The 17,542-nt window shown below is 61.5% G+C and carries 15 protein-coding genes and 1 pseudogene; 9 read left to right on the forward strand and 7 right to left on the reverse strand.

What is annotated here, in order from left to right:
- Window positions 1-102 precede the first annotated feature (102 nt).
- Window positions 103-879: a Crp/Fnr family transcriptional regulator gene (locus GGD61_RS34265; protein WP_092261903.1), complete on the reverse strand. Its 777-nt coding sequence runs from the start codon at window positions 877-879 to the stop codon at window positions 103-105.
- Window positions 880-999: 120 nt separating this feature from the next.
- Entirely contained in the window at window positions 1,000-1,308 is a 309-nt protein-coding gene (locus tag GGD61_RS34270) for a gamma-butyrobetaine hydroxylase-like domain-containing protein (RefSeq protein WP_092261953.1), read from the reverse strand.
- 188 nt (window positions 1,309-1,496) lie between these two features.
- Here GGD61_RS34270 and GGD61_RS34275 point away from each other — a divergent pair, with 188 nt between their 5' ends.
- From GGD61_RS34275 to GGD61_RS34290, 4 genes are all read left to right on the forward strand, one after another.
- A complete protein-coding gene (locus tag GGD61_RS34275) occupies window positions 1,497-2,270 on the forward strand; it encodes a ferredoxin--NADP reductase (RefSeq protein WP_092261904.1) in 774 nt (257 codons plus the stop codon).
- A 104-nt stretch (window positions 2,271-2,374) separates the two neighbouring features.
- The gene (locus tag GGD61_RS34280; protein ID WP_092261954.1) at window positions 2,375-4,117 is read left to right on the forward strand and encodes a fumarate reductase/succinate dehydrogenase flavoprotein subunit; all 1,743 of its coding nucleotides are present in this window, start codon (window positions 2,375-2,377) and stop codon (window positions 4,115-4,117) included.
- Window positions 4,118-4,151: 34 nt separating this feature from the next.
- On the forward strand, window positions 4,152-4,385 hold the full coding sequence (locus GGD61_RS34285) for a ferredoxin family protein (RefSeq protein ID WP_007593252.1): 234 nt from the start codon (window positions 4,152-4,154) through the stop codon (window positions 4,383-4,385).
- 2 nt (window positions 4,386-4,387) lie between these two features.
- The gene (locus tag GGD61_RS34290; protein ID WP_092261905.1) at window positions 4,388-5,365 is read left to right on the forward strand and encodes a HEAT repeat domain-containing protein; all 978 of its coding nucleotides are present in this window, start codon (window positions 4,388-4,390) and stop codon (window positions 5,363-5,365) included.
- 216 nt (window positions 5,366-5,581) lie between these two features.
- Here GGD61_RS34290 and GGD61_RS34295 read toward each other — a convergent pair whose 3' ends face one another.
- Together GGD61_RS34295 and GGD61_RS34300 are read right to left on the reverse strand one after the other, a co-directional pair.
- Window positions 5,582-5,920 (reverse strand): AMP-binding protein, encoded by a 339-nt coding sequence (locus GGD61_RS34295; protein WP_092261906.1) that lies wholly within the window; start codon window positions 5,918-5,920, stop codon window positions 5,582-5,584.
- 119 nt (window positions 5,921-6,039) lie between these two features.
- Window positions 6,040-6,762 (reverse strand): response regulator transcription factor, encoded by a 723-nt coding sequence (locus GGD61_RS34300; protein WP_092261907.1) that lies wholly within the window; start codon window positions 6,760-6,762, stop codon window positions 6,040-6,042.
- A gap of 186 nt (window positions 6,763-6,948) precedes the next feature.
- Between GGD61_RS34300 and GGD61_RS34305 the strand changes: the two genes are divergently transcribed.
- On the forward strand, window positions 6,949-8,094 hold the full coding sequence (locus GGD61_RS34305; RefSeq protein ID WP_244550806.1) for a DUF3313 domain-containing protein: 1,146 nt from the start codon (window positions 6,949-6,951) through the stop codon (window positions 8,092-8,094).
- A gap of 339 nt (window positions 8,095-8,433) precedes the next feature.
- On the forward strand, window positions 8,434-9,552 hold the full coding sequence (locus GGD61_RS34310; RefSeq protein WP_246786111.1) for a patatin-like phospholipase family protein: 1,119 nt from the start codon (window positions 8,434-8,436) through the stop codon (window positions 9,550-9,552).
- 250 nt (window positions 9,553-9,802) lie between these two features.
- Here the strand turns inward: GGD61_RS34310 and GGD61_RS34315 are convergent, their stop codons facing one another.
- Entirely contained in the window at window positions 9,803-11,053 is a 1,251-nt protein-coding gene (locus GGD61_RS34315; RefSeq protein ID WP_244550807.1) for a HAMP domain-containing sensor histidine kinase, read from the reverse strand.
- The gene (locus GGD61_RS34320) at window positions 11,050-11,778 is read right to left on the reverse strand and encodes a response regulator (RefSeq protein ID WP_092261908.1); all 729 of its coding nucleotides are present in this window, start codon (window positions 11,776-11,778) and stop codon (window positions 11,050-11,052) included. The genes GGD61_RS34315 and GGD61_RS34320 overlap by 4 nt, the downstream gene beginning before the upstream one ends.
- A 256-nt stretch (window positions 11,779-12,034) precedes the next feature.
- Between GGD61_RS34320 and GGD61_RS34325 the strand changes: the two genes are divergently transcribed.
- The gene (locus tag GGD61_RS34325; protein WP_092261909.1) at window positions 12,035-13,123 is read left to right on the forward strand and encodes an efflux RND transporter periplasmic adaptor subunit; all 1,089 of its coding nucleotides are present in this window, start codon (window positions 12,035-12,037) and stop codon (window positions 13,121-13,123) included.
- A complete protein-coding gene (locus GGD61_RS34330; protein WP_092261910.1) occupies window positions 13,120-16,194 on the forward strand; it encodes an efflux RND transporter permease subunit in 3,075 nt (1,024 codons plus the stop codon). Before GGD61_RS34325 ends, GGD61_RS34330 begins: the two co-directional genes overlap by 4 nt.
- 57 nt (window positions 16,195-16,251) lie before the next feature.
- Here GGD61_RS34330 and GGD61_RS34335 read toward each other — a convergent pair whose 3' ends face one another.
- The gene (locus tag GGD61_RS34335) at window positions 16,252-17,076 is read right to left on the reverse strand and encodes an SDR family NAD(P)-dependent oxidoreductase (RefSeq protein ID WP_092261911.1); all 825 of its coding nucleotides are present in this window, start codon (window positions 17,074-17,076) and stop codon (window positions 16,252-16,254) included.
- Window positions 17,077-17,135: 59 nt separating this feature from the next.
- On the opposite strand from GGD61_RS34335, the pseudogene GGD61_RS34340 reads away from it, so the two are divergent.
- Window positions 17,136-17,381: pseudogene (locus GGD61_RS34340) on the forward strand (aldehyde dehydrogenase family protein); the annotation flags it as partial.
- Between the last annotated feature and the right edge of the window lie 161 nt (window positions 17,382-17,542).

Consider the following 17,542-nt stretch of genomic DNA (forward strand, 5'->3'; position numbering starts at 1 on the left):
CTGCAGTCGATTAGTTGCCGGGAAAAGCTGATTGCATACTCCTTGAGCAGTTCTGCACTATAAAGCCGCTTGCCTGTGCAGGGGCGATGGTCGCAAATTCGGTCAGTCGGATGCGTGGCCGCGCATCTCCTCCAGCACGTCCGTCCGGCAGACCACGATCTGTGACCGCTTGGTCTGTACGATTCCCTTTTCCTGCATCCGCTTCAGGCTGATCGTGACCCATTGCCTGGTGGCCCCGACCATGTGTGCGATGTCGGCATGGGTGAAGGCGGCCGCGATCACCCGGCCATCGGCGTCCTCGACGCCATAGAGCTCGACGAGATGCAGCAGCAAATGCGCAAGGCGCTGCGTGATCGAGCGCGTTCCCAGCATCTGCGCGAGAGCCGAATAGCATTTGCCCTTGAACGTCAGGCCTTCGATCAGGCCGATCGCAAGGTTCGGGATCTCGACGGCAAGGGATCGCAGCTCCTTTCCGGGAAGGTGCACGACGCTGCAATTGCTGGACGCAACACCGGACCATTGATGCACGGTGCCTTCGAACACTTCCGGCCCGCCGACGAAATTGCCGACGTGCCAATAGGCCAGCGTGATCTCGCGCCCGAGTGGGGAGGTGTAGAACACCCGGATACGGCCGCTCTCGATCAGCCAGATGCCGTCATGCTTGCCGCCCTGGCTGAACAGCGTCTGGCCGCGGTTGAGCACTTTTCGGCGGCCCTGCTTCAGCACCTGCTCCCGCTCGCGCGGGGAGAGCTTGTCCATCAGCGGCGGGGGCCCGCCGATCCATTGCTGGTTCTCGGTGAGCAGCAGCGAGGAGCTGCCTGCAGGCCGGACTGCCGGGGGAACAGCCCCGCGAACCGCATTCGCCGCCTGCAACATCATCTGCCTCCGGAACGTTCAAATCGTTCTAAAGAGGAGCAATGTCCGTGCCAGATTGGGGGTGATTAACTTTCTGCGCCACTCAGGGCTCGCCTTTCGGGCGCCCCGGAATGACGACCCCAGTTATGGGTCATCCCCCGCCAAACTCAGCAGATACGGCTTCGGATAAATCCCCCTGTTATGCCCGTCCGAAAACGAGATGTTCAGCCCATAGCCGAGGTCGCCGATCTCGGTGATGGCGATGCCGGTAAAGTGCTCGGGGAAGCGGCCGTCAAAGCGGGCGCGGGTGCAGTGGGCGCATTTGCAGGAGAGGCGAAGTTTTTCGGCAGGGACGCTCAGCGCGTGATCCTGTGTGGTGCGGACGAGTAGCGTCGCCAGATCGGCGCTCGCTTCGTAGTCGGCCACGGTCGGTGCTACCAATGTCGCGGTCATGGCGTATCTCCGACCCCCTTCTACGTCGTCGCGGACGCGCGCGAATAGCAACTAGTTGCCAACGCCGGCTGCTCTCCGATCATCGCCCGCGAAATGTGAAACTAATCGACCGGGAAATTCACTTCCGCGTTGCCGGATTCTCGTCTCTCCGAAACCTTGTGCGCAAACGAGGCATGGAGAGACGGCGGATGAGCGCATTTCAGAAAGAGACGGTTCTGTCGGTCAGGCACTGGACCGAGTCCCTGTTCAGCTTCACCGCGACGCGCGATCCCGGCTTTCGCTTCCAGAACGGCCAGTTTGCCATGATCGGGCTGGAGGTCGAGGGCAAGCCATTGATGCGGGCTTACAGCATGGCGAGTGCCAATCACGAGGAAGCGCTCGAGTTCTTCTCGATCAAGGTGCAGGACGGTCCGCTGACCTCGCGCCTCCAGAAGATCAGCGAAGGCGACATCATTCTGGTCGGCCGCAAGGCGACGGGGACGTTGATCACCGGCAACCTCATTCCGGGAAAGCGCCTCCTGCTGCTTTCGACCGGCACGGGGCTCGCGCCGTTCGCCAGCCTGATCAAGGACCCAGACGTCTACGAGAACTACGAGGCCATCGTGCTCGCCCACGGCTGCCGCCAGGTCTCGGAGCTCGCCTATGGCGAGCACGTGGTCGAAGGCCTTCGCAATCACGAGTTCTTCGGACCGCTGATCCGCGACAAGCTCGTCTACTATCCGACCGTCACCCGAGAGCCGTTCAGGAATCGTGGCCGCATCACCGATCTGATCGCCTCGGGCCAGCTCTTCGACGATATCGGGCAGGGCAGCCTCGATATCGAGACCGACCGCATCATGCTCTGCGGTAGCCCGGCGATGCTGGAGGAGCTCCCCGCGATGTTCTCCGCGCACGGCTTCGTCGAAGGAAACCACAGCCAGCCCGGCCATTTCGTAATCGAGAAAGCCTTCGTCGAGCGCTGAGGCGCAAATCGCGTCCCGGCGACAACTAATTGCTATCGCCGAGACGCCCTCTGAACAAATCTGATGCAAAGGCGCCGGAAATGCCGGCGAACCAGGAGCAAGCGATGGCACTAGATCAGATCGTCGACGGACTTTCGGAGGTTTCCTGCGATGTGCTGGTCATCGGCGGCGGCACGGCCGGCCCGATGGCGGCGCTGAAGGCGAAGCTGAAGAATCCGAAGGCCAACGTCGTCCTGCTCGAAAAGGCCAACGTCAAGCGCTCCGGCGCGATCTCGATGGGCATGGACGGCTTGAACAACGCCGTCATTCCCGGCTATGCGACGCCGGAGCAGTACACCAAGGAAATCACCATCGCCAATGACGGCATCGTCGACCAGAAGGCGGTCTATAAATACGCGCAGAACTGCTACGGAATCATCGAAGAGCTCGACAGTTTCGGCATCCGCTTCCTGAAGAACGAGAACGGCGACTACGCCGTCAAGAAGGTGCATCACATCGGCACCTACGTGCTGCCGATGCCGAACGGCGAGACAGTGAAAAAGGCGCTCTACCGCCAGCTCCGGCGTGCCCGCATCCTGATCTCAAACCGATACATGGCGACGCGTCTGCTCAAGTCGGCAGATGGGCGCATCGCTGGCGCGATCAGCGTCAATACGCGTACCGCAGAGATGCTGGTGATCAAGGCCAAGGCCGTGATCCTGTGCATGGGCGCGGCCGGCCGCCTGGGTCTGCCGACCTCCGGCTACATGTTCGGAACCTACGAGAATGCTGCCAATTCCGGCGATGGCTATTCGATGGCCTATCACGCCGGCGCCGCGCTTGCGAACCTCGAATGCTACCAGATCAATCCGCTGATCAAGGATTACAACGGTCCCGCCTGCGCCTATGTCGCCGGTCCCTTCGGCGCCTTTACCGCCAACAACGAGGGATCGCGCTTTATCGAATGTGACTACTGGTCCGGACAGATGATGCTCGAATTCTACAACGAGCTGCTGTCGGGTAAGGGCCCGGTGTTCCTCCAGCTCAAGCATCTCCACCCGGATACGATCTCGGAAATCGAATCAACGCTGCACAAGGTGGAGCGGCCGACGCGTGGCCTGTTCCAGCAGGGACGCGGGGTCGATTACCGCAACGATTCGATCGAGATGCACATCTCCGAGATAGGCTTCTGCTCCGGCCATAGCGCCTCCGGCGTGTTCGTCGACGACAATGCGCGCACCACCGTGCCCGGCCTCTACGCCGCCGGCGACATGGCGAGCGTGCCGCACAATTACATGCTCGGCGCCTTCACCAACGGCGCGGTGGCCGGCATCGACGCGATGGAGTTCGCCGACAGCCACGACTTCGCGGATTTCGATGCCGCCGACGTGGCCAGGGAGCGCGACCGCGTGATGGCGCCGACCAGGCGCGAGGACGGCATTCCGCCGAACCAGGTCGAGTACAAGACCCGCCGTCTCGTCAACGACTATCTCCAGCCGCCGAAGGTCACGCGCAAATACGAGCTCGGCATGCGCCGCCTCGCCGAGGCGCGGCAAGACATGCAGGAACACATGATTGCGCGTAACGCACACGAGCTGCTCCGCGCGCTTGAAGTGCAGTCGATCATGGACTGCGCCGACATGGCGGTACATGCCTCGCTCTACCGCGAGGAGAGCCGCTGGGGTCTCTATCACTGGCGCACGGACTTCCCGGAGAAGGACAACGAGAAATGGTTCTGCCACACCCTGCTGAGCAAACAGAACGGAAGGATGACCAGCGAGAAGCGCGCGGTCGAACCCTATGTCGTCCCGATCGCGGACGACGAGAAGGATCTCTACGACAAGCAGCGCATCCGCGCGACCGCCTGATCCACCGCCAACGACAAGCAACAGGAGATCAACGATGCCTCTCGCGTCCTATCAGACATCGGTCCCGGTGGTCGTCGACGACGCCAAGTGCATCGCCGACAAGGGCTGCACCGTCTGCGTCGACGTCTGCCCGCTCGACGTGCTTCGCATCAGCGACATGACCAACAAGGCCTATATGGCCTATGACGAGTGCTGGTACTGCATGCCCTGCGAGGCTGATTGCCCGACCGGCGCCGTCACCGTGAACATTCCCTATCTCTTGAGGTAGTCATGTCGAGCCCGTTCGAATCCTATGACGATCTCGAAGACGCCGACGAGCGGTTGCAAGCCGCAGATCCAGCCGAGCGGCGCGTCGCCATCATTGCGCTCGGCCATTCCGGCGATCCGGTTGCGGTTACGCATCTCGCCAACATGGTGTCAGATCCCGACGCGGGCGTGCGCCAGCAGGTCGCGATGGCGCTTGGCGAGTTCGACGGGCGGGAAGCGGCGAGTGCACTCGTCAAGCTGCTCGTCGACCCTGAGAGAATCGTGGCGTCGGCCGCAGCCGACAGTGTGGCCGAATTCAAGGACCCCGCCTGCGCCGAAATCATCCTGCCGCTGGTCAAGCATGCCCACGCTTTCGTCCGCATGGGCGCGCTGCGCGCGCTCAAGGAGTTGCGCCGCAAGGACACGCTGAAGCCCGCGCTGGAAGCGCTCCAGGATGGTGACGCGGCCGTCCGCGTGCAGGCGATCGGCGTCATCGGTTTCCTGAAGCTCGAAGAATCGATCCCGGCGCTCACCGCGCTGATCCATGATCCCGACGCCCATGTACGCCGCGCCGCCGTGAGCGCGCTCGCCTTCTCGCAGATGAAGCCGGCGGCCGAGACGATCACCCGCGCACTCAGGGATGCGGACTGGATGGTCCGGGAGATGGCAGCCGAGACCCTCGGGCTCAACGTCAATGGTTCGCTCGCCGCCGATCAGCTTATCGTCTCACTTGCCGACGAGTTTTGGCAGGTGCGGCTCAAGGCGATCCGCAGCCTCGGCAAGATGAAGGTCGAGCGCGCCCTGCGTCCGATCGGTAACTGCATCAACCATGAGCAGGCGAATTTGCGGAAGGAGGCGGCTGCCGCGCTCGGCGAGATCGCCGCCCCCGAGGGCGAGGCATACCTCGTGGTGATCGCCAACGATCCTGATCCCGACGTGCGCAAGAACGCGCGCTGGGCGCTTCAGCAGATCGCTGCGCGCAAGGGGAAGGCGGGGTCGTAGGGTGGAAAGGGCCAGTACAACTTTATTGCACCATTGTGCCAGGCCGCGACACGTGCCAGGTCAATTCGATCACCTGCCGCCTGTCGAATAGCTTGCACGACGTGCGCACCTGGATCAAGGAAAGTCTTCCGACAGTAACGTCAGCAGGCGTCTCAAGATTTGCAGGCCCCTGACAATCGGGGCGGTTTCATGTCTTGCTCTCGCGCAACTCAGCTTTCAGAACCTTGCCGTTTGCATTGCGCGGCAGCGGTGTCGTGCGCAGCATGATCGCCGCTGCCAATATCCGGGGACAACCATCGGTCCGGCGATCCACAGCTCGCCCGGCGTGCCCCTGGAAACTTCGATACCGGTGTCATCGACGAGCTTGATCCGGCCGCAAGGTACGCTCATTCCGACGCTGTCGATATGTCCGCGCCACTGCGTTCGCGGCATGATGGTCGCGGGCGAGGTTGTCTCGGTTGCCCCATAGGCGCTGAGCAGCTGCAGATGCGGCAGTCTCGCCGCCAGCATCTCGATGGTGGCAACCGGCGTCGGCGCGCCGCCGTCGCTGATCATCTTCGATGAACCGACCAGAGGCGTGGATGTCGGCGCGATCCCGCAGCTTCATGCCTCGGTCGCACCAAGCAGGAATTCAAACCCAGCATCACTGGTCGGAGGACTGCGGGGCAGCAGCCTTAAGAGTGCTCGTCCAGATACGTGACTTTGGCGGCGAGCTGATAGCCACCATTGCGCACCGTCTTGAAAATGTGGTTCGCGCCATTCTCTGAAAGTTTGCGCCGCAGTCGACTGATCAGCACATCGATGGATCTGTCGAGGACGTCTCCGTCGCGCCCGCGTGTCAGCTCGAGCAGTTGATCTCGGGACAGCACGCGACCGGGACGATCGAGAAAGGTCAACAGGAGATCAAACTCGGCGCCGGTCAAGTCGATCGAACCACCTTGCGGACTGATCACCGACCGGGCGGACGGGTCGGCAGCGAATCCCTCGAAGAGATAGCGCCCCTTTCCGCCCGGAGAGGAGCGATCATTCTCGCCCCGCCGGAGGACGGCCCGGATGCGGGCGATCAGTTCGCGCGGGTTGAACGGCTTGCCAAGATAGTCGTCGGCGCCGATCTCCAGGCCGATGATCCGATCCACGTCTTCCTTCAGAGCGGTGAGTAGAATGACGGGGACTCGGGATCGTCTGGACCGGAGATCGCGACAAAGATCGAGGCCGGATCCGTCGGGAAGCATCACGTCAAGCACGATCAGATCGATCTGGCTCGTGGCGATCCGCTCGTGCACCTCGGCGCACCTCGACGCGAGCTGCACCCGAAAGCCTTGCTCCTTGATGTAGCGAGCAAGGAGCTTTCGGATCTCTAAATCATCATCGACGACAAGGATTTGTGGAACGTGCATAGGGCCGGTTTAGTCCGGTTCGAGCAACTGGAAGAGTATTATTTGTAACGAAGGCTGTCCCCCAATTCGCGTGGACATCTTTCGACACAAATGGCGGTCGAGTAGCAACATTAGGTCATCCGCGGCCAGATTCCGAGCCATGTAGCCCGTCTATCAAAAGCGCAGGGTCACAATATGGGGGTCTGAATGCGCTCCGCCGCCGGTTTTAACCAGTCTCGGTCACATAAGTCGTTTCCGTACCAGCGCCGGGGGCCTCTTGGATTTGGCGTATCGCGGCTGCTCGGCATGTCGTGCTCGCTCCTTCGGGTTGTGGCGATCCCGGTGACGCACGCTTTCGGCGAGAACGTTCCAAGTGCGTTCTTCCTGATCGTCCGCGCTCTCCGGCCTCTGAGACTGCTATTGTGCCGGCAGGCGCGCGCGAAGATCCCATACGACCCGCGTAACCGGCTCTGCGCCGAGATCGCTGCGAGCCGGAAGCAAACGGTGGGTGCCCGAAACAAGGCGATGTGGTTGGCGGCCGTGCCGATCCTTGCCGTGCTACCTGGCTGCGCGACTCCCGCACTGGTGCAGGGCAACGGCCTCTCCTCATACGATGGGTTGAAGCAGTCCGACGGAAAGATCACCAAGTCCCGCCTTCAGGTGAAGAAGGAGCAGGTAGCGGCAGCAAAAACCATCAACGTCGCACCGACAGCATTCCCAGCGCATGTTGCGCCCGACCTGACGCACGAACAGCGCGTCCTTGTTGCCAATACGGTTAGTCGCGCCCTGTGCATCAACTTGAGCGATCGATTCAGACTGGTGCCGCCCGATCAGCGGGCAGATTTGACGGTGCGTGCGGCCATTACGCGCGCTACGCCGACTGATGAAGTCGCCGCTGGCGTCTCGGCTGCTGCGAGTCTCGGATCGAGCTTCGTCGATGCGAGCGTGCCGATTCCGGTGCCGCGCATTCCCGTAGGCTTGGGGGATATGTCCATCGAAGCTGAGGCCGTCGACGCCGCGGGGCGGCAGCAGGCCGCCATGGTCTGGGGAAGAGGAGCGACCGCCTTTTTCAGTACACCGAGGGCATCGAAAGCGAGTGACGCCTACGACCTCGCCCGGGACTTCGGCGACGACTTTGCGAAGATGCTCAGTAAGGGCGAAAGCCCCTTCGAGGGCTTCAGCATCGACATACCCTCTTTGGAGAAAGTCGGTTCGAACATCGGTCTCGCCCCCAAATACGTGGCCTGCGAAGTGTATGGCCGAGCGCCTGGCATCGCTGGCCTGGTCGGCGGCAAGCTCGGACTTCCTCCTGAATGGACCGACGACGGTCCGGCGGCGACGCGAAAGCGGTGACGCGGCTATGGACGACCGGAACGACGGACGCTGCCTGCACGGATCAACCGCGAAGGTCGCCATGATGACGGTCATCCTCGCCGTCGTGTACGGGGCTGTAGCTTATGTTGGTTTTTCGCTGTTCAGGACGGGATGGCCCGGATGACCATCCCAATCATTCCTCAGCCTTCTCGCGAGTCGGATTAGGCTTGCTGATCGTGACGACTGTGTGCCTGTCCAGATTGGTCATGCGCTCGTTCGCGCTCCTTTTGACGACCGTTCTTCTTTGCGGATGCGCCCTCCCTGTTTCCGCGCGATGTTGTTCCGAAACGCCTCATCGACGAGGCCGAACTCGCGGGAATGCCGAACATTCGGGTATGGGGAGACGCTCCGCCGGAAGCGCTTGCCGCGCTCTCCACGACCGAGCAGCCGGGGACAGCGCCAGGTGCCGCGGCATTTCAATCGGGCCGGCTGAATATTCTCACAATCTCTGGCGGGGGAGATAATGGTTCCTTTGGCGCCGGTCTTTTGGTCGGCTGGGGCGATGCCGGCACGAGACCTGAGTTTGATCTCGTCACCGGGGTTAGCGCCGGGGCTTTGACGGCTCCGTTGGTCTATCTCGGGCGGAGCAGGGACACGGCACTGAAGGAGGTCTTCACGCGATATGAGCGCAGCGATATCTACGATCCCGGCGTTATCGCGCCGCTGCTTGGATCGGGCTTGGTCGACAGCTCTCCGCTCGAAAGCCTGATCGCAAAATATGTCGATGATCGCTTTCTCCGCGAAGTCGCCAACGAGCGGAGAAAGGGAAGGGTATTGCTCGTCGGAACGACCAATCTGGACGCGCAGCGCCCGGTCCTGTGGGATATGGGCCGCATCGCAATGAGCGATCATCCTCAAGCCTTGAACTTCTTTCGCAAAATCCTGCTGGCTTCCGCGTCCGTACCCGGCGCTTTTCCTCCCGTGCGCATCAAAGTCAGAGCTGGAGATCGAACCTACGAGGAGCTGCACGTCGACGGAGGTGTGACTCAGCAAGTCTTCGTGCCTCGACCTTCGACAATCATCCGCAGGGACGCCTCGACCAAACGAACCGCTGCGCGACTATTCATCATCCGAAACGGAAAGATCAGCCCGGAATGGGAAGCCGTAGAACCGGGCATTTTCTCGATTTCACTGAGATCGATCTCCACCCTGATAAAGAACCAGAGCATCGGAGATCTTTACCGGATCTATGCGAAAGCAAAGATCGACGGTGTCAACTTCAACCTTGCGGCGATACCATCGACTTTTGGTGCGACGAGGGAGAAGTCATTCGAGCCGGGATATATGCAAGCACTGTATGAGGAAGGCTATCGTTCAGGGTTCGCAGGCTATCACTGGATGAAAGCGCCTCCTGGAATAGCAAAGAACCCGGAGCCGATAAGTAGCACACCCGGTTCGGCATCCCTCTCGGCGGGCCAGGGCGCGGAACTCAGGTAGCGAGATCCCTCGGGGGCCTTCGCCACATCAAGTCAGCCTCCACCCTGGTTCATTGGGGCTTTCCAGGGCGGAGGCTTAGCGAAGCTCAAGCCTGAGAAGCATGCGCCCGCAGCTGACAACTATGCATGTCCATCTGGGCCGTATTGCGGAGAATTATTTCCGAAGTTTGCGCAAGAGATGCGCGGACGGCTGAGCGCGGTGGCTCGTCCGCGAGGGCATCCAGGCTCTCCGACGCCACAGAGGACACGAATCAATGTGGCTCCGCCGGGAGCAACTGCGTAGCCGGCAACGTCACGGTCTGAATCAGCCCACGCAGAGAACCGTTCTCGATCTTGATGCTGCCTCCGGCCCGCTGGATGATCTCTCTTGCGATCGTCAAGCCTAGTCCGGCACCGTCGAACTGCTTCATGCGCGCTCGGTCGACGCGGAAAAACGGCTCGAAAACCTGGCCGATGAGACCGGGTGGGATGCCTGGCCCATCATCGTCGATCACCACGATGATTTCCGTCGCAGTGCTCTGAACGGCGACCCGGGCTTTCTTCCCATGGGTTGCCGCATTGATGATCAGGTTCCTGAAGGCGCGACTTAATCCTGTTCGGTTCGCCTGCGCGGTCCCTGCCGCGGCGCGCGTCAAAGTGATGTCATACGACAGGGTCCGAAGCTCGTCCACGAGGTCGGAAATGAGAATGTCCAGTCGGATGGGTTCGGGGGCCGATTTGCCGGATTCCTCCCTCACAAGAAGGATTGCGCTATCCGCGATCCGGTCAAGCTCGTCGATATCCTTCAACCACATTTCGCGGTCCTCGTCGTTCTCTACGAACTCCGCACGTAGACGCATACGCGTGATCGGTGTCCGCAAATCGTGGCCGGCCGCGGCGACGAGACGCATCCGGCTCTCCATTGCCCCTTTCAGGCGCGAGGAGAGCGAATTCAGCGCTCTGGCCGCGACCCGTACCTCGGCCGGCCCGGTCATTGCGAGTTCCGGAAGCACGGCGTCGGGTCCGACGGTCTCGATTGCACGTTCGAGAAGGACGAGAGGCTTGACCATCCGGTTCGCGAAGAAGAGAGCGACTGCCATCGTACCAAGCGTGGTCACCGCGAGCCAGATCAGGAGTAGATGGAAGACGCCGCCTCCTGGAGGCAAATCCGTGATCTGCGTAACGATCCACCCTTGGTCCAATGGAATGGACAGAAGCGGCAGGTCGTCCTTGCGAGACACGATAACGTCGCGTGGAGTTCCTCGAGTCGTCAGCGCGTCGCGAAGCCAAGAGGTGAGGTTGGATTCGACCTTGCCGCCAGCCGCAGCCTGCTGAACGACGACCAACTTGGGAGCGATCCGGTTGGCTTGGGTCAACAGCTCTATCTGTTCGACGAGTGGACCAATTGCTTGTCGTTCGTTGGGCGGATCGAACAGGTAGATGAGGATGCCGGTCAGGATGCAGACCACCGAGATGATCACGACGGTGAGAAGCACGGCGAGCTTGGCGCGCAAAGTGTTCACGACGGGAAATCCTGCAGCCCGACCTTTGCGACGAGCTGATATCCGCCGTTGCGAACCGTCTTGAAGAGCGGTGGCATCCCGGGCCTGTCCAATTTGCGCCTCAAGCGGCTGACAAGGACGTCGATAGAGCGATCGAAGACGTCTCCTTCCCGGCCGCGCGTGAGATCCAGCAGCTGATCTCGCGAAAGCACGCGACCCGGTCTGTCCAGGAAGACCTGCAACAGGTCGAATTCCGCGCCGGTCAATTCGAGTGCATTGCCTTGTCCGTCGATAACGCTGCGCAATTGCGGATCGGCCGTGAGCCCGTCGAACCGGTACCTTCTTGTCTCTTGGGCTCGGAGATTTCTTTCCGAGCGGCGCCGCAAGACGGCACGAATTCTGGCGACCAACTCTCTCGGATTGAACGGCTTTCCCAGATAATCGTCGGCTCCCATCTCCAGCCCGACGATGCGATCGACATCTTCCTTGAGCGCCGTCAGGAGGATGACCGGAGTCGTGTTCCGCTTCGCGCGCAAATCGCGGCAGGCGTCGAGCCCGGAGCCGTCCGGAAGCATGACGTCCAGAACCACCAGATCGATCTGGTCTCCCGCGAGGCGCTCGCGCATTTCAGCGCAGCTTGCAGCCAGAACGACGCGAAACGACTGGCTTTCCACGTAACGCGCGAGCAGCTTTCGGATCTCGGGATCGTCGTCGACCACTAGAATTTGGGAGGTTTCTTCGCTCATGGACGCCGTTCATGATGGCTCGGGGGATTTTGTTCTACCGCGAAGTCGGGTCGAAAGAAGCCGGAATTCGTAACGAAACGCCCCAAGGCTCCAATCCAGCAATGTTTCGACACAATCGGGGTCCCGCCGAGACGATCCGACACAAATTGTTCGACGTGAGCAAACCTCCCGTCCTACCTGCATCGTCGCCGGTCGTTCGGAAGTGGGCGGTTGGCGAGGCATTGGGGCGTCGACGGTGAGTGGAGGAATTGCTGGCATGAAGAGTGTCCATCGTGGCCTGAGGACGATTGGGATCATAGCGACTTCTCTGGTCTTCAGTTCGATCGTCCGTGCGGAAACTCCCTCATCCGCAATGACTGTGGTGGCCGCACCTGTCGAGAAGTTGGAGGTCACCAGGACGATCGCCGCGACAGGCAACGTCGTAGCGTGGCGCGAAATCCCGGTCAGCTCCGAAGCTGGCGGTATCGCGGTGATCGAGGTCACCGTGGACGAAGGTGATGTCGTTACCAAAGGTCAGATATTGGCCCGCCTCAGCCAGGAGTTGGCGGCTGCAGCGGTATCCAAGCAGAAGGCCGTGGTCGACGAACTGGAAGCGAGCCTTGCCAGTGCCAGATCGGATGCTGCGCGCGCGCATTCGGTCTCTTCAGGGGTAGTGAGCGCTCAAGTCGTCGAGCAGCGCGATACGCTCGTCAAGACGACCGAGGCCAAGCTGGGCGCGGCTCGCGCCCAGCTCGAGGAAGCAGAAGCGCGGCAACGGCAGACGGTCATCGTCGCTCCCGCGGCGGGGATGATCGCGGCAAGATCCGTAGCGATCGGGCAGGTGGTCCAAGCCGGAGTGGAGATGTTCCGATTGATCCAGGACAACCGCATAGAGGTCGATGCGCGCGTCGTTGAAACAGACATCCTCGCTGCTGCCGCTGGACAACACGCGACAGTGGTCGGCGCCGGTGGGCAAGCCGAGCAGGGGGCGGTCCGCATGGTTTCGCCGCTGGTGGATCCGAAGACGCGCTTGGGTACGGTGCATGTCGCGCTCCCCAAGGGCACGAATCTGAAGCCAGGGATGTTCGCCCGTGTCGAGATTTCAGTCGAAAGACGGCTTGTATTGACCGTTCCTTTGAAGGCAGTGGTCTGGCGAGAAGCGAAGGCTCACGTCTTCAAGGTCGGAGGCGACAGTCTGGTGTCATTGGTCGAGATCGGAATCGGCGTCAAGGAATCGGATGACGTGGAAGTTTTGCGCGGACTGGAGGCTGGAGATCGCATTGTGACCCAAGGTGCCGGTCTTCTGAGCAACGGAGATCTCGTAAACGTCAAGACCGCGTCGTTCAAAGGCGGTGCACTGCGATGAACGGCATCTCCAGTTGGGCGATCCGTCATCCCGTTGCGACCATCATCCTGTTCGTGCTGCTGAGCCTGGCGGGGGCCGTCGGGTTCTCGAAGCTCCGGCTCAACAACATGCCCGATATGGACATTCCGACGGTGACGGTCAGCGTCGCCTGGCCCGGAGCTGCGCCGAGTGAAATAGAGACGCAAATCACCCGCTTCGTCGAGGACGGCGTCGCAGGACTTGGGACTGTCAATCGCACTCGTTCGATCGTGAACGAGGGATTGTCCATGACGATGGTCGAGTTTGCGATCGGTACCGATATCGACCGGGCCACGAACGACGTCCGGGATGCCGTCGTATCGATACGTTCGAAGCTGCCGCAAGGAACACTCGATCCGATGATCCGGCGCGTCGAGGCGACGGGGCAAGCGATCCTCACGTTCATCGTCGACGCGCCGATGATGGCGCCGGACGCGCTGAGTTGGTTCATAGACAACGACATCGCCAAAGCTGCGCTTGCCGTGCCCGGCGTTTCCAAGATTGCCAGATCCGGTGGTGTCGATGCGGAAATTAGCGTTAAGCTCGAACCAGACCGATTGCTCGCTCTTGGTTTGACGGCCGCAGAAGTTTCCGAGCTCGTGAGGAACCGCAACATCACCCAGCCCGGCGGCCGTATGAAACTGGCAGGGTCCGAGCAAGCCGTTCGTACGGTGGGCAGTGTCCCGGACGTCGCGGCTCTCAAGGAGATGCGGCTCGCCTTCAGTGACGGCCGCAGCGTCAAGCTGTCGGAGATTGCGACCGTCGAGCGCGGGTGGGCCGAGCCGCGACAGAGGTCATGGTTCAATGATAGGGAGGTCGTGGGCTTCAGCGTCTACCGCGCCGTTGGGACCGGCGAGTTCGCCGTGACCAGAGACGTCAGAAAGCGGATGGCCGAATTCGCCGCCGCTCACGATGGCGTAGGGATCCTCGAGGTGACATCCTCGACCCACGCGGTCATCGAGGGATACGACGCCGCCATCGAGGCACTTCTGTTGGGAGCGTTGCTCGCGGTTCTGGTCGTCTGGATCTTCCTGCGGGATATCAGGGCGACGTTGATCTCGAGCGCCGCACTGCCGTTGTCGATGTTGCCGACCTTCGCTGTGATGTATGCCCTGAACCAGTCGCTGAACAATATCACTCTTCTGGCGATTGCTCTGGTTGTCGGCATTCTCGTCGACGACGCTATCGTGGAAATCGAGAACATCGTTCGGCACATTCGGCAGTCCGGAAAGACCGTTTACGATTCGGCCATCGGTGCGGCCGACGAGATCGGCCTGGCCGTGGTTGCGACGACGTTCGCCATCATCGTGGTTTTCGCCCCGGTTGGGCTGATGCCGGGCATCCCGGGGCAGTTCTTCGAGGCCTTCTCGATCGCCGTTTGCAGCTCTGTCTTCTTCTCTCTCGTGGTTGCCCGCCTGCTTACGCCATTGATGGCGGCCTATCTCCTGAAGACGGGCAAAAGGGAGCATCGCGAGCCGGCATGGGTGCGGTACTATGCGCTGACGTTGACCTGGACGCTGCGCTACCGATGGGCCACTGTCGTCGCCGGCGTGATGTTTTTCGTTGCGTCCCTGTCCCTTATTCCATCCCTTTCGACGGATTTCATGCCGGCGGCCGATAGAAGCCGCACGATGCTCAGCGTGGAGTTGGCACCGGGGGCGACTTTGCAGGAAACGGACGCCGCCACGCAGAAGGTTGCGTTTTTGCTTAGGACGAGACCCGAAGTGGCGTCCGTCTATGCCGCGGTCGGAACCGAGACGTCGACGTTTTCCGGCCCGGGAGACCTGTCTACCTCGGTAGGCGAGGTCAGAAGATCGACCGTGACGATCAATCTCGTTCCGAGAGCCGAGAGGGCTCAGTCCCAGCAGGCGTTCGAAGCCTCGATCGGGCGGCAACTTTCGATCATACCGGGCATTCGGATCCGCCTCGGCGAGGACGGATCTTCCGGCGCGAAAATCCAGGTATCCCTGTTGAGCGATGACGCCGCTGCGCTCGCCGATGCGGCACGTCGGTTGGCCCAGGATATGGGTACCACTACGGGATTCCACCGCGCGAGAGTCATGAGCAGCGTCGCCCGACCGGAGCTCCAGATAACGCCCAAGCCGGACAAGGCTGCTCTACTTGGAGTGCCTACGGCCGTGATTGCCAAGACGGTCAATATCGCCACCGTCGGAGATATCGACCAGAACCTGTCCAAGTTCAGCCTAGGCGCGCGACAGATTCCCGTGCGCATCTTGCTAAACGATGCTGCTCGTTCCGATATGGCAGGCCTGTCGCTGCTGCTGGTGCCTGCCTTCGAGAAGCCGGTGCCGTTGTCCGCCATTGCCGATATCAGCTTTGGCTCGGGTCCGCTCCAGATCGAGCGGACCGATCGCACCAGAAGCGAAACGGTCGAAGCGGAACTGAGTGGCCTGACGGTGGGTGAGGCGGAGGACTTGGTGGCTCAGATGCCGTCGATGAGGGGGCTGCCGGCGGGAGTATTCTACAAGCCCGCAGGCGATTCCGAACGCATGCAGGAGCTGTTCGATGGGTTCAAGCTCGCGGTTGGATCCGCCATCGTTCTGCTCTTCGTCGTTCTCGCTTTGCTCTTCAATGGCTTCGTTCAGCCCGTGACCATTCTCACCGCGCTGCCACTGTCGATCGGAGGCGCTCTGGGATCGTTGCTGATGACGCGGATGTCGATGTCCTTGCCGGTCATGATCGGAATGCTCATGCTCATGGGAATCGCGGCGAAGAACTCGATTCTTCTCGTCGAGTACGTGATTGTGGCCCGGCGCGATGGTGGCCTTGATCGCACGCAGGCTCTGTTGGACGCTGCTCGGAAACGAGCTCGGCCGATCGTGATGACCACCATAGCCATGAGCGCCGGCATGTTGCCCATAGCCCTGGGCATGGGAGCGGATGCCGAAAGGCGGGCGCCGATGGCGATCGCAGTGATCGGTGGACTGTTCAGCTCGACGATTCTCAGTTTGGTGTACGTGCCCGCCTTTTACACGGTGATGGACGACCTCGAGCGTTGGGTCGGGAGAAGCCTTCGCAGACGCTTTACGTGAACCGGTGATCCATTTGAAGCCAGGCGTCTGGTCGGCCTGGAGCATGCACACCGGAGCTCACGCCGGCCATGCCTGGCCGCCACCGTCGATGCGCAGCACCTGACCCGAGACGAAGGCGCCCATGGGTCCGGCGAAGAATTCGACGACCCGCGCGACCTCGTCGACGGTGGCGATGCGGTCGAGCGTGCCGGTCTCGACCATCCGGCCCGGATCGACTGCGCGGGTGCCGAGAAATCGGCCGGTGCGGGTGTCGCCTGGCGCGATGCAGTTGACCGCGATGTCGTAAGCGCGGAGCTGGTCGGCGAGACAACGCGTGTAATGCGTCACGCCGGCCTTCGCCACTGCATAGATCGAGCCGTTGGTGCGCCCCTTGAATGCGGCGACCGAGCCGAGCGTGACGATGCGGCCGCGCCGCCGCTCCATCATGCCCTTCGCGACCGCCTGGCAGGTCAGGATGGTCGAGAGCAAATTGCGTTCCAGCACCGCGCGCACGTCGGCTTCCCTGATGTGTACGGCGTCGTTCGGATCGGGCTTGCCGCCGGCAGCGGCGATATCGCCGCCGGCATTGTGCACGAGGATGTCGATCGGGCCGAGCGCGCCTTCCGTCTCGGTGATCACGCGCGCGATGTCCTCTCCCTCCGTGAGATCTCCGAGCACGCGTTGGCTGCGGACGCCATAGTCCTTGCCGATCTCCGCGGCCACCGCGGTCAGCGTGGTGCCCTCGCCATATTCCGCCGGCCCGTTCTCGCGCATGCCGTGGATGGCGACGTCAGCGCCGAGCGCGGCAAGCTTCTCCGCAAATGCGCGGCCGAGCCCGCGTCCAGCGCCCGTCACCAGCGCAACCTTGCCAGCCAGAATTTTCGTAGTGCCATGCGATGCCATGATCTTCTCCGTTATGAATTGTCAGTCGGCCGCGAGGTCGAGGCCGATCGCCAGCGCCTGCACTCGAGGAAGCTAATCGCCTGCCGGTCGGTCTTGCCTCCTACGCTTTTACCAGCTCGACCAAGTCTGCTACCGCGATCGGCTCGGCGATCGAAGCTGGCATGATGTCCATCAACAGCTTCGGTCTGGCTTTGCCCGAAGTGCCGTTCGGTGGCATCAAGGATTCCGGCTACGGCTCGGAAGCGGGCACCGAGGCCATGGAAGCGTACCTCAACACCAAGTTTATCAGCCAGACCGGTCTGTAGGCGCGATGGTCCCAGACTCCGTGAATGTTACCGTCTGGGCGAGGCTCATCGCTCGGCGGTAGGTCAAATCACGGGTTTTTCTTTGCTTATAAGTTCAATAATAGAATGAAGTAACCAGATATTGTAACGCGCGATATCCGGGCTGAGAGGGGCATCCCCGC

The sequence above is a fragment of the Bradyrhizobium sp. SBR1B genome, assembly GCF_014198205.1.
Taxonomy (GTDB): domain Bacteria; phylum Pseudomonadota; class Alphaproteobacteria; order Rhizobiales; family Xanthobacteraceae; genus Bradyrhizobium.

Bases quoted from the DNA above. Each gene is read 5' to 3' on its own strand.
- GGD61_RS34265 (WP_092261903.1), bottom strand. From the start codon at position 879: ATGATGTTGCAGGCGGCGAATGCGGTTCGCGGGGCTGTTCCCCCGGCA.
- GGD61_RS34270 (WP_092261953.1), bottom strand. From the start codon at position 1,308: ATGACCGCGACATTGGTAGCACCGACCGTGGCCGACTACGAAGCGAGC.
- GGD61_RS34275 (WP_092261904.1), top strand. From the start codon at position 1,497: ATGAGCGCATTTCAGAAAGAGACGGTTCTGTCGGTCAGGCACTGGACC.
- GGD61_RS34280 (WP_092261954.1), top strand. From the start codon at position 2,375: ATGGCACTAGATCAGATCGTCGACGGACTTTCGGAGGTTTCCTGCGAT.
- GGD61_RS34285 (WP_007593252.1), top strand. From the start codon at position 4,152: ATGCCTCTCGCGTCCTATCAGACATCGGTCCCGGTGGTCGTCGACGAC.
- GGD61_RS34290 (WP_092261905.1), top strand. From the start codon at position 4,388: ATGTCGAGCCCGTTCGAATCCTATGACGATCTCGAAGACGCCGACGAG.
- GGD61_RS34295 (WP_092261906.1), bottom strand. From the start codon at position 5,920: ATGATCAGCGACGGCGGCGCGCCGACGCCGGTTGCCACCATCGAGATG.
- GGD61_RS34300 (WP_092261907.1), bottom strand. From the start codon at position 6,762: ATGCACGTTCCACAAATCCTTGTCGTCGATGATGATTTAGAGATCCGA.
- GGD61_RS34305 (WP_244550806.1), top strand. From the start codon at position 6,949: ATGCGCTCCGCCGCCGGTTTTAACCAGTCTCGGTCACATAAGTCGTTT.
- GGD61_RS34310 (WP_246786111.1), top strand. From the start codon at position 8,434: ATGCCGAACATTCGGGTATGGGGAGACGCTCCGCCGGAAGCGCTTGCC.
- GGD61_RS34320 (WP_092261908.1), bottom strand. From the start codon at position 11,778: ATGAGCGAAGAAACCTCCCAAATTCTAGTGGTCGACGACGATCCCGAG.
- GGD61_RS34325 (WP_092261909.1), top strand. From the start codon at position 12,035: ATGAAGAGTGTCCATCGTGGCCTGAGGACGATTGGGATCATAGCGACT.
- GGD61_RS34330 (WP_092261910.1), top strand. From the start codon at position 13,120: ATGAACGGCATCTCCAGTTGGGCGATCCGTCATCCCGTTGCGACCATC.
- GGD61_RS34335 (WP_092261911.1), bottom strand. From the start codon at position 17,076: ATGGCATCGCATGGCACTACGAAAATTCTGGCTGGCAAGGTTGCGCTG.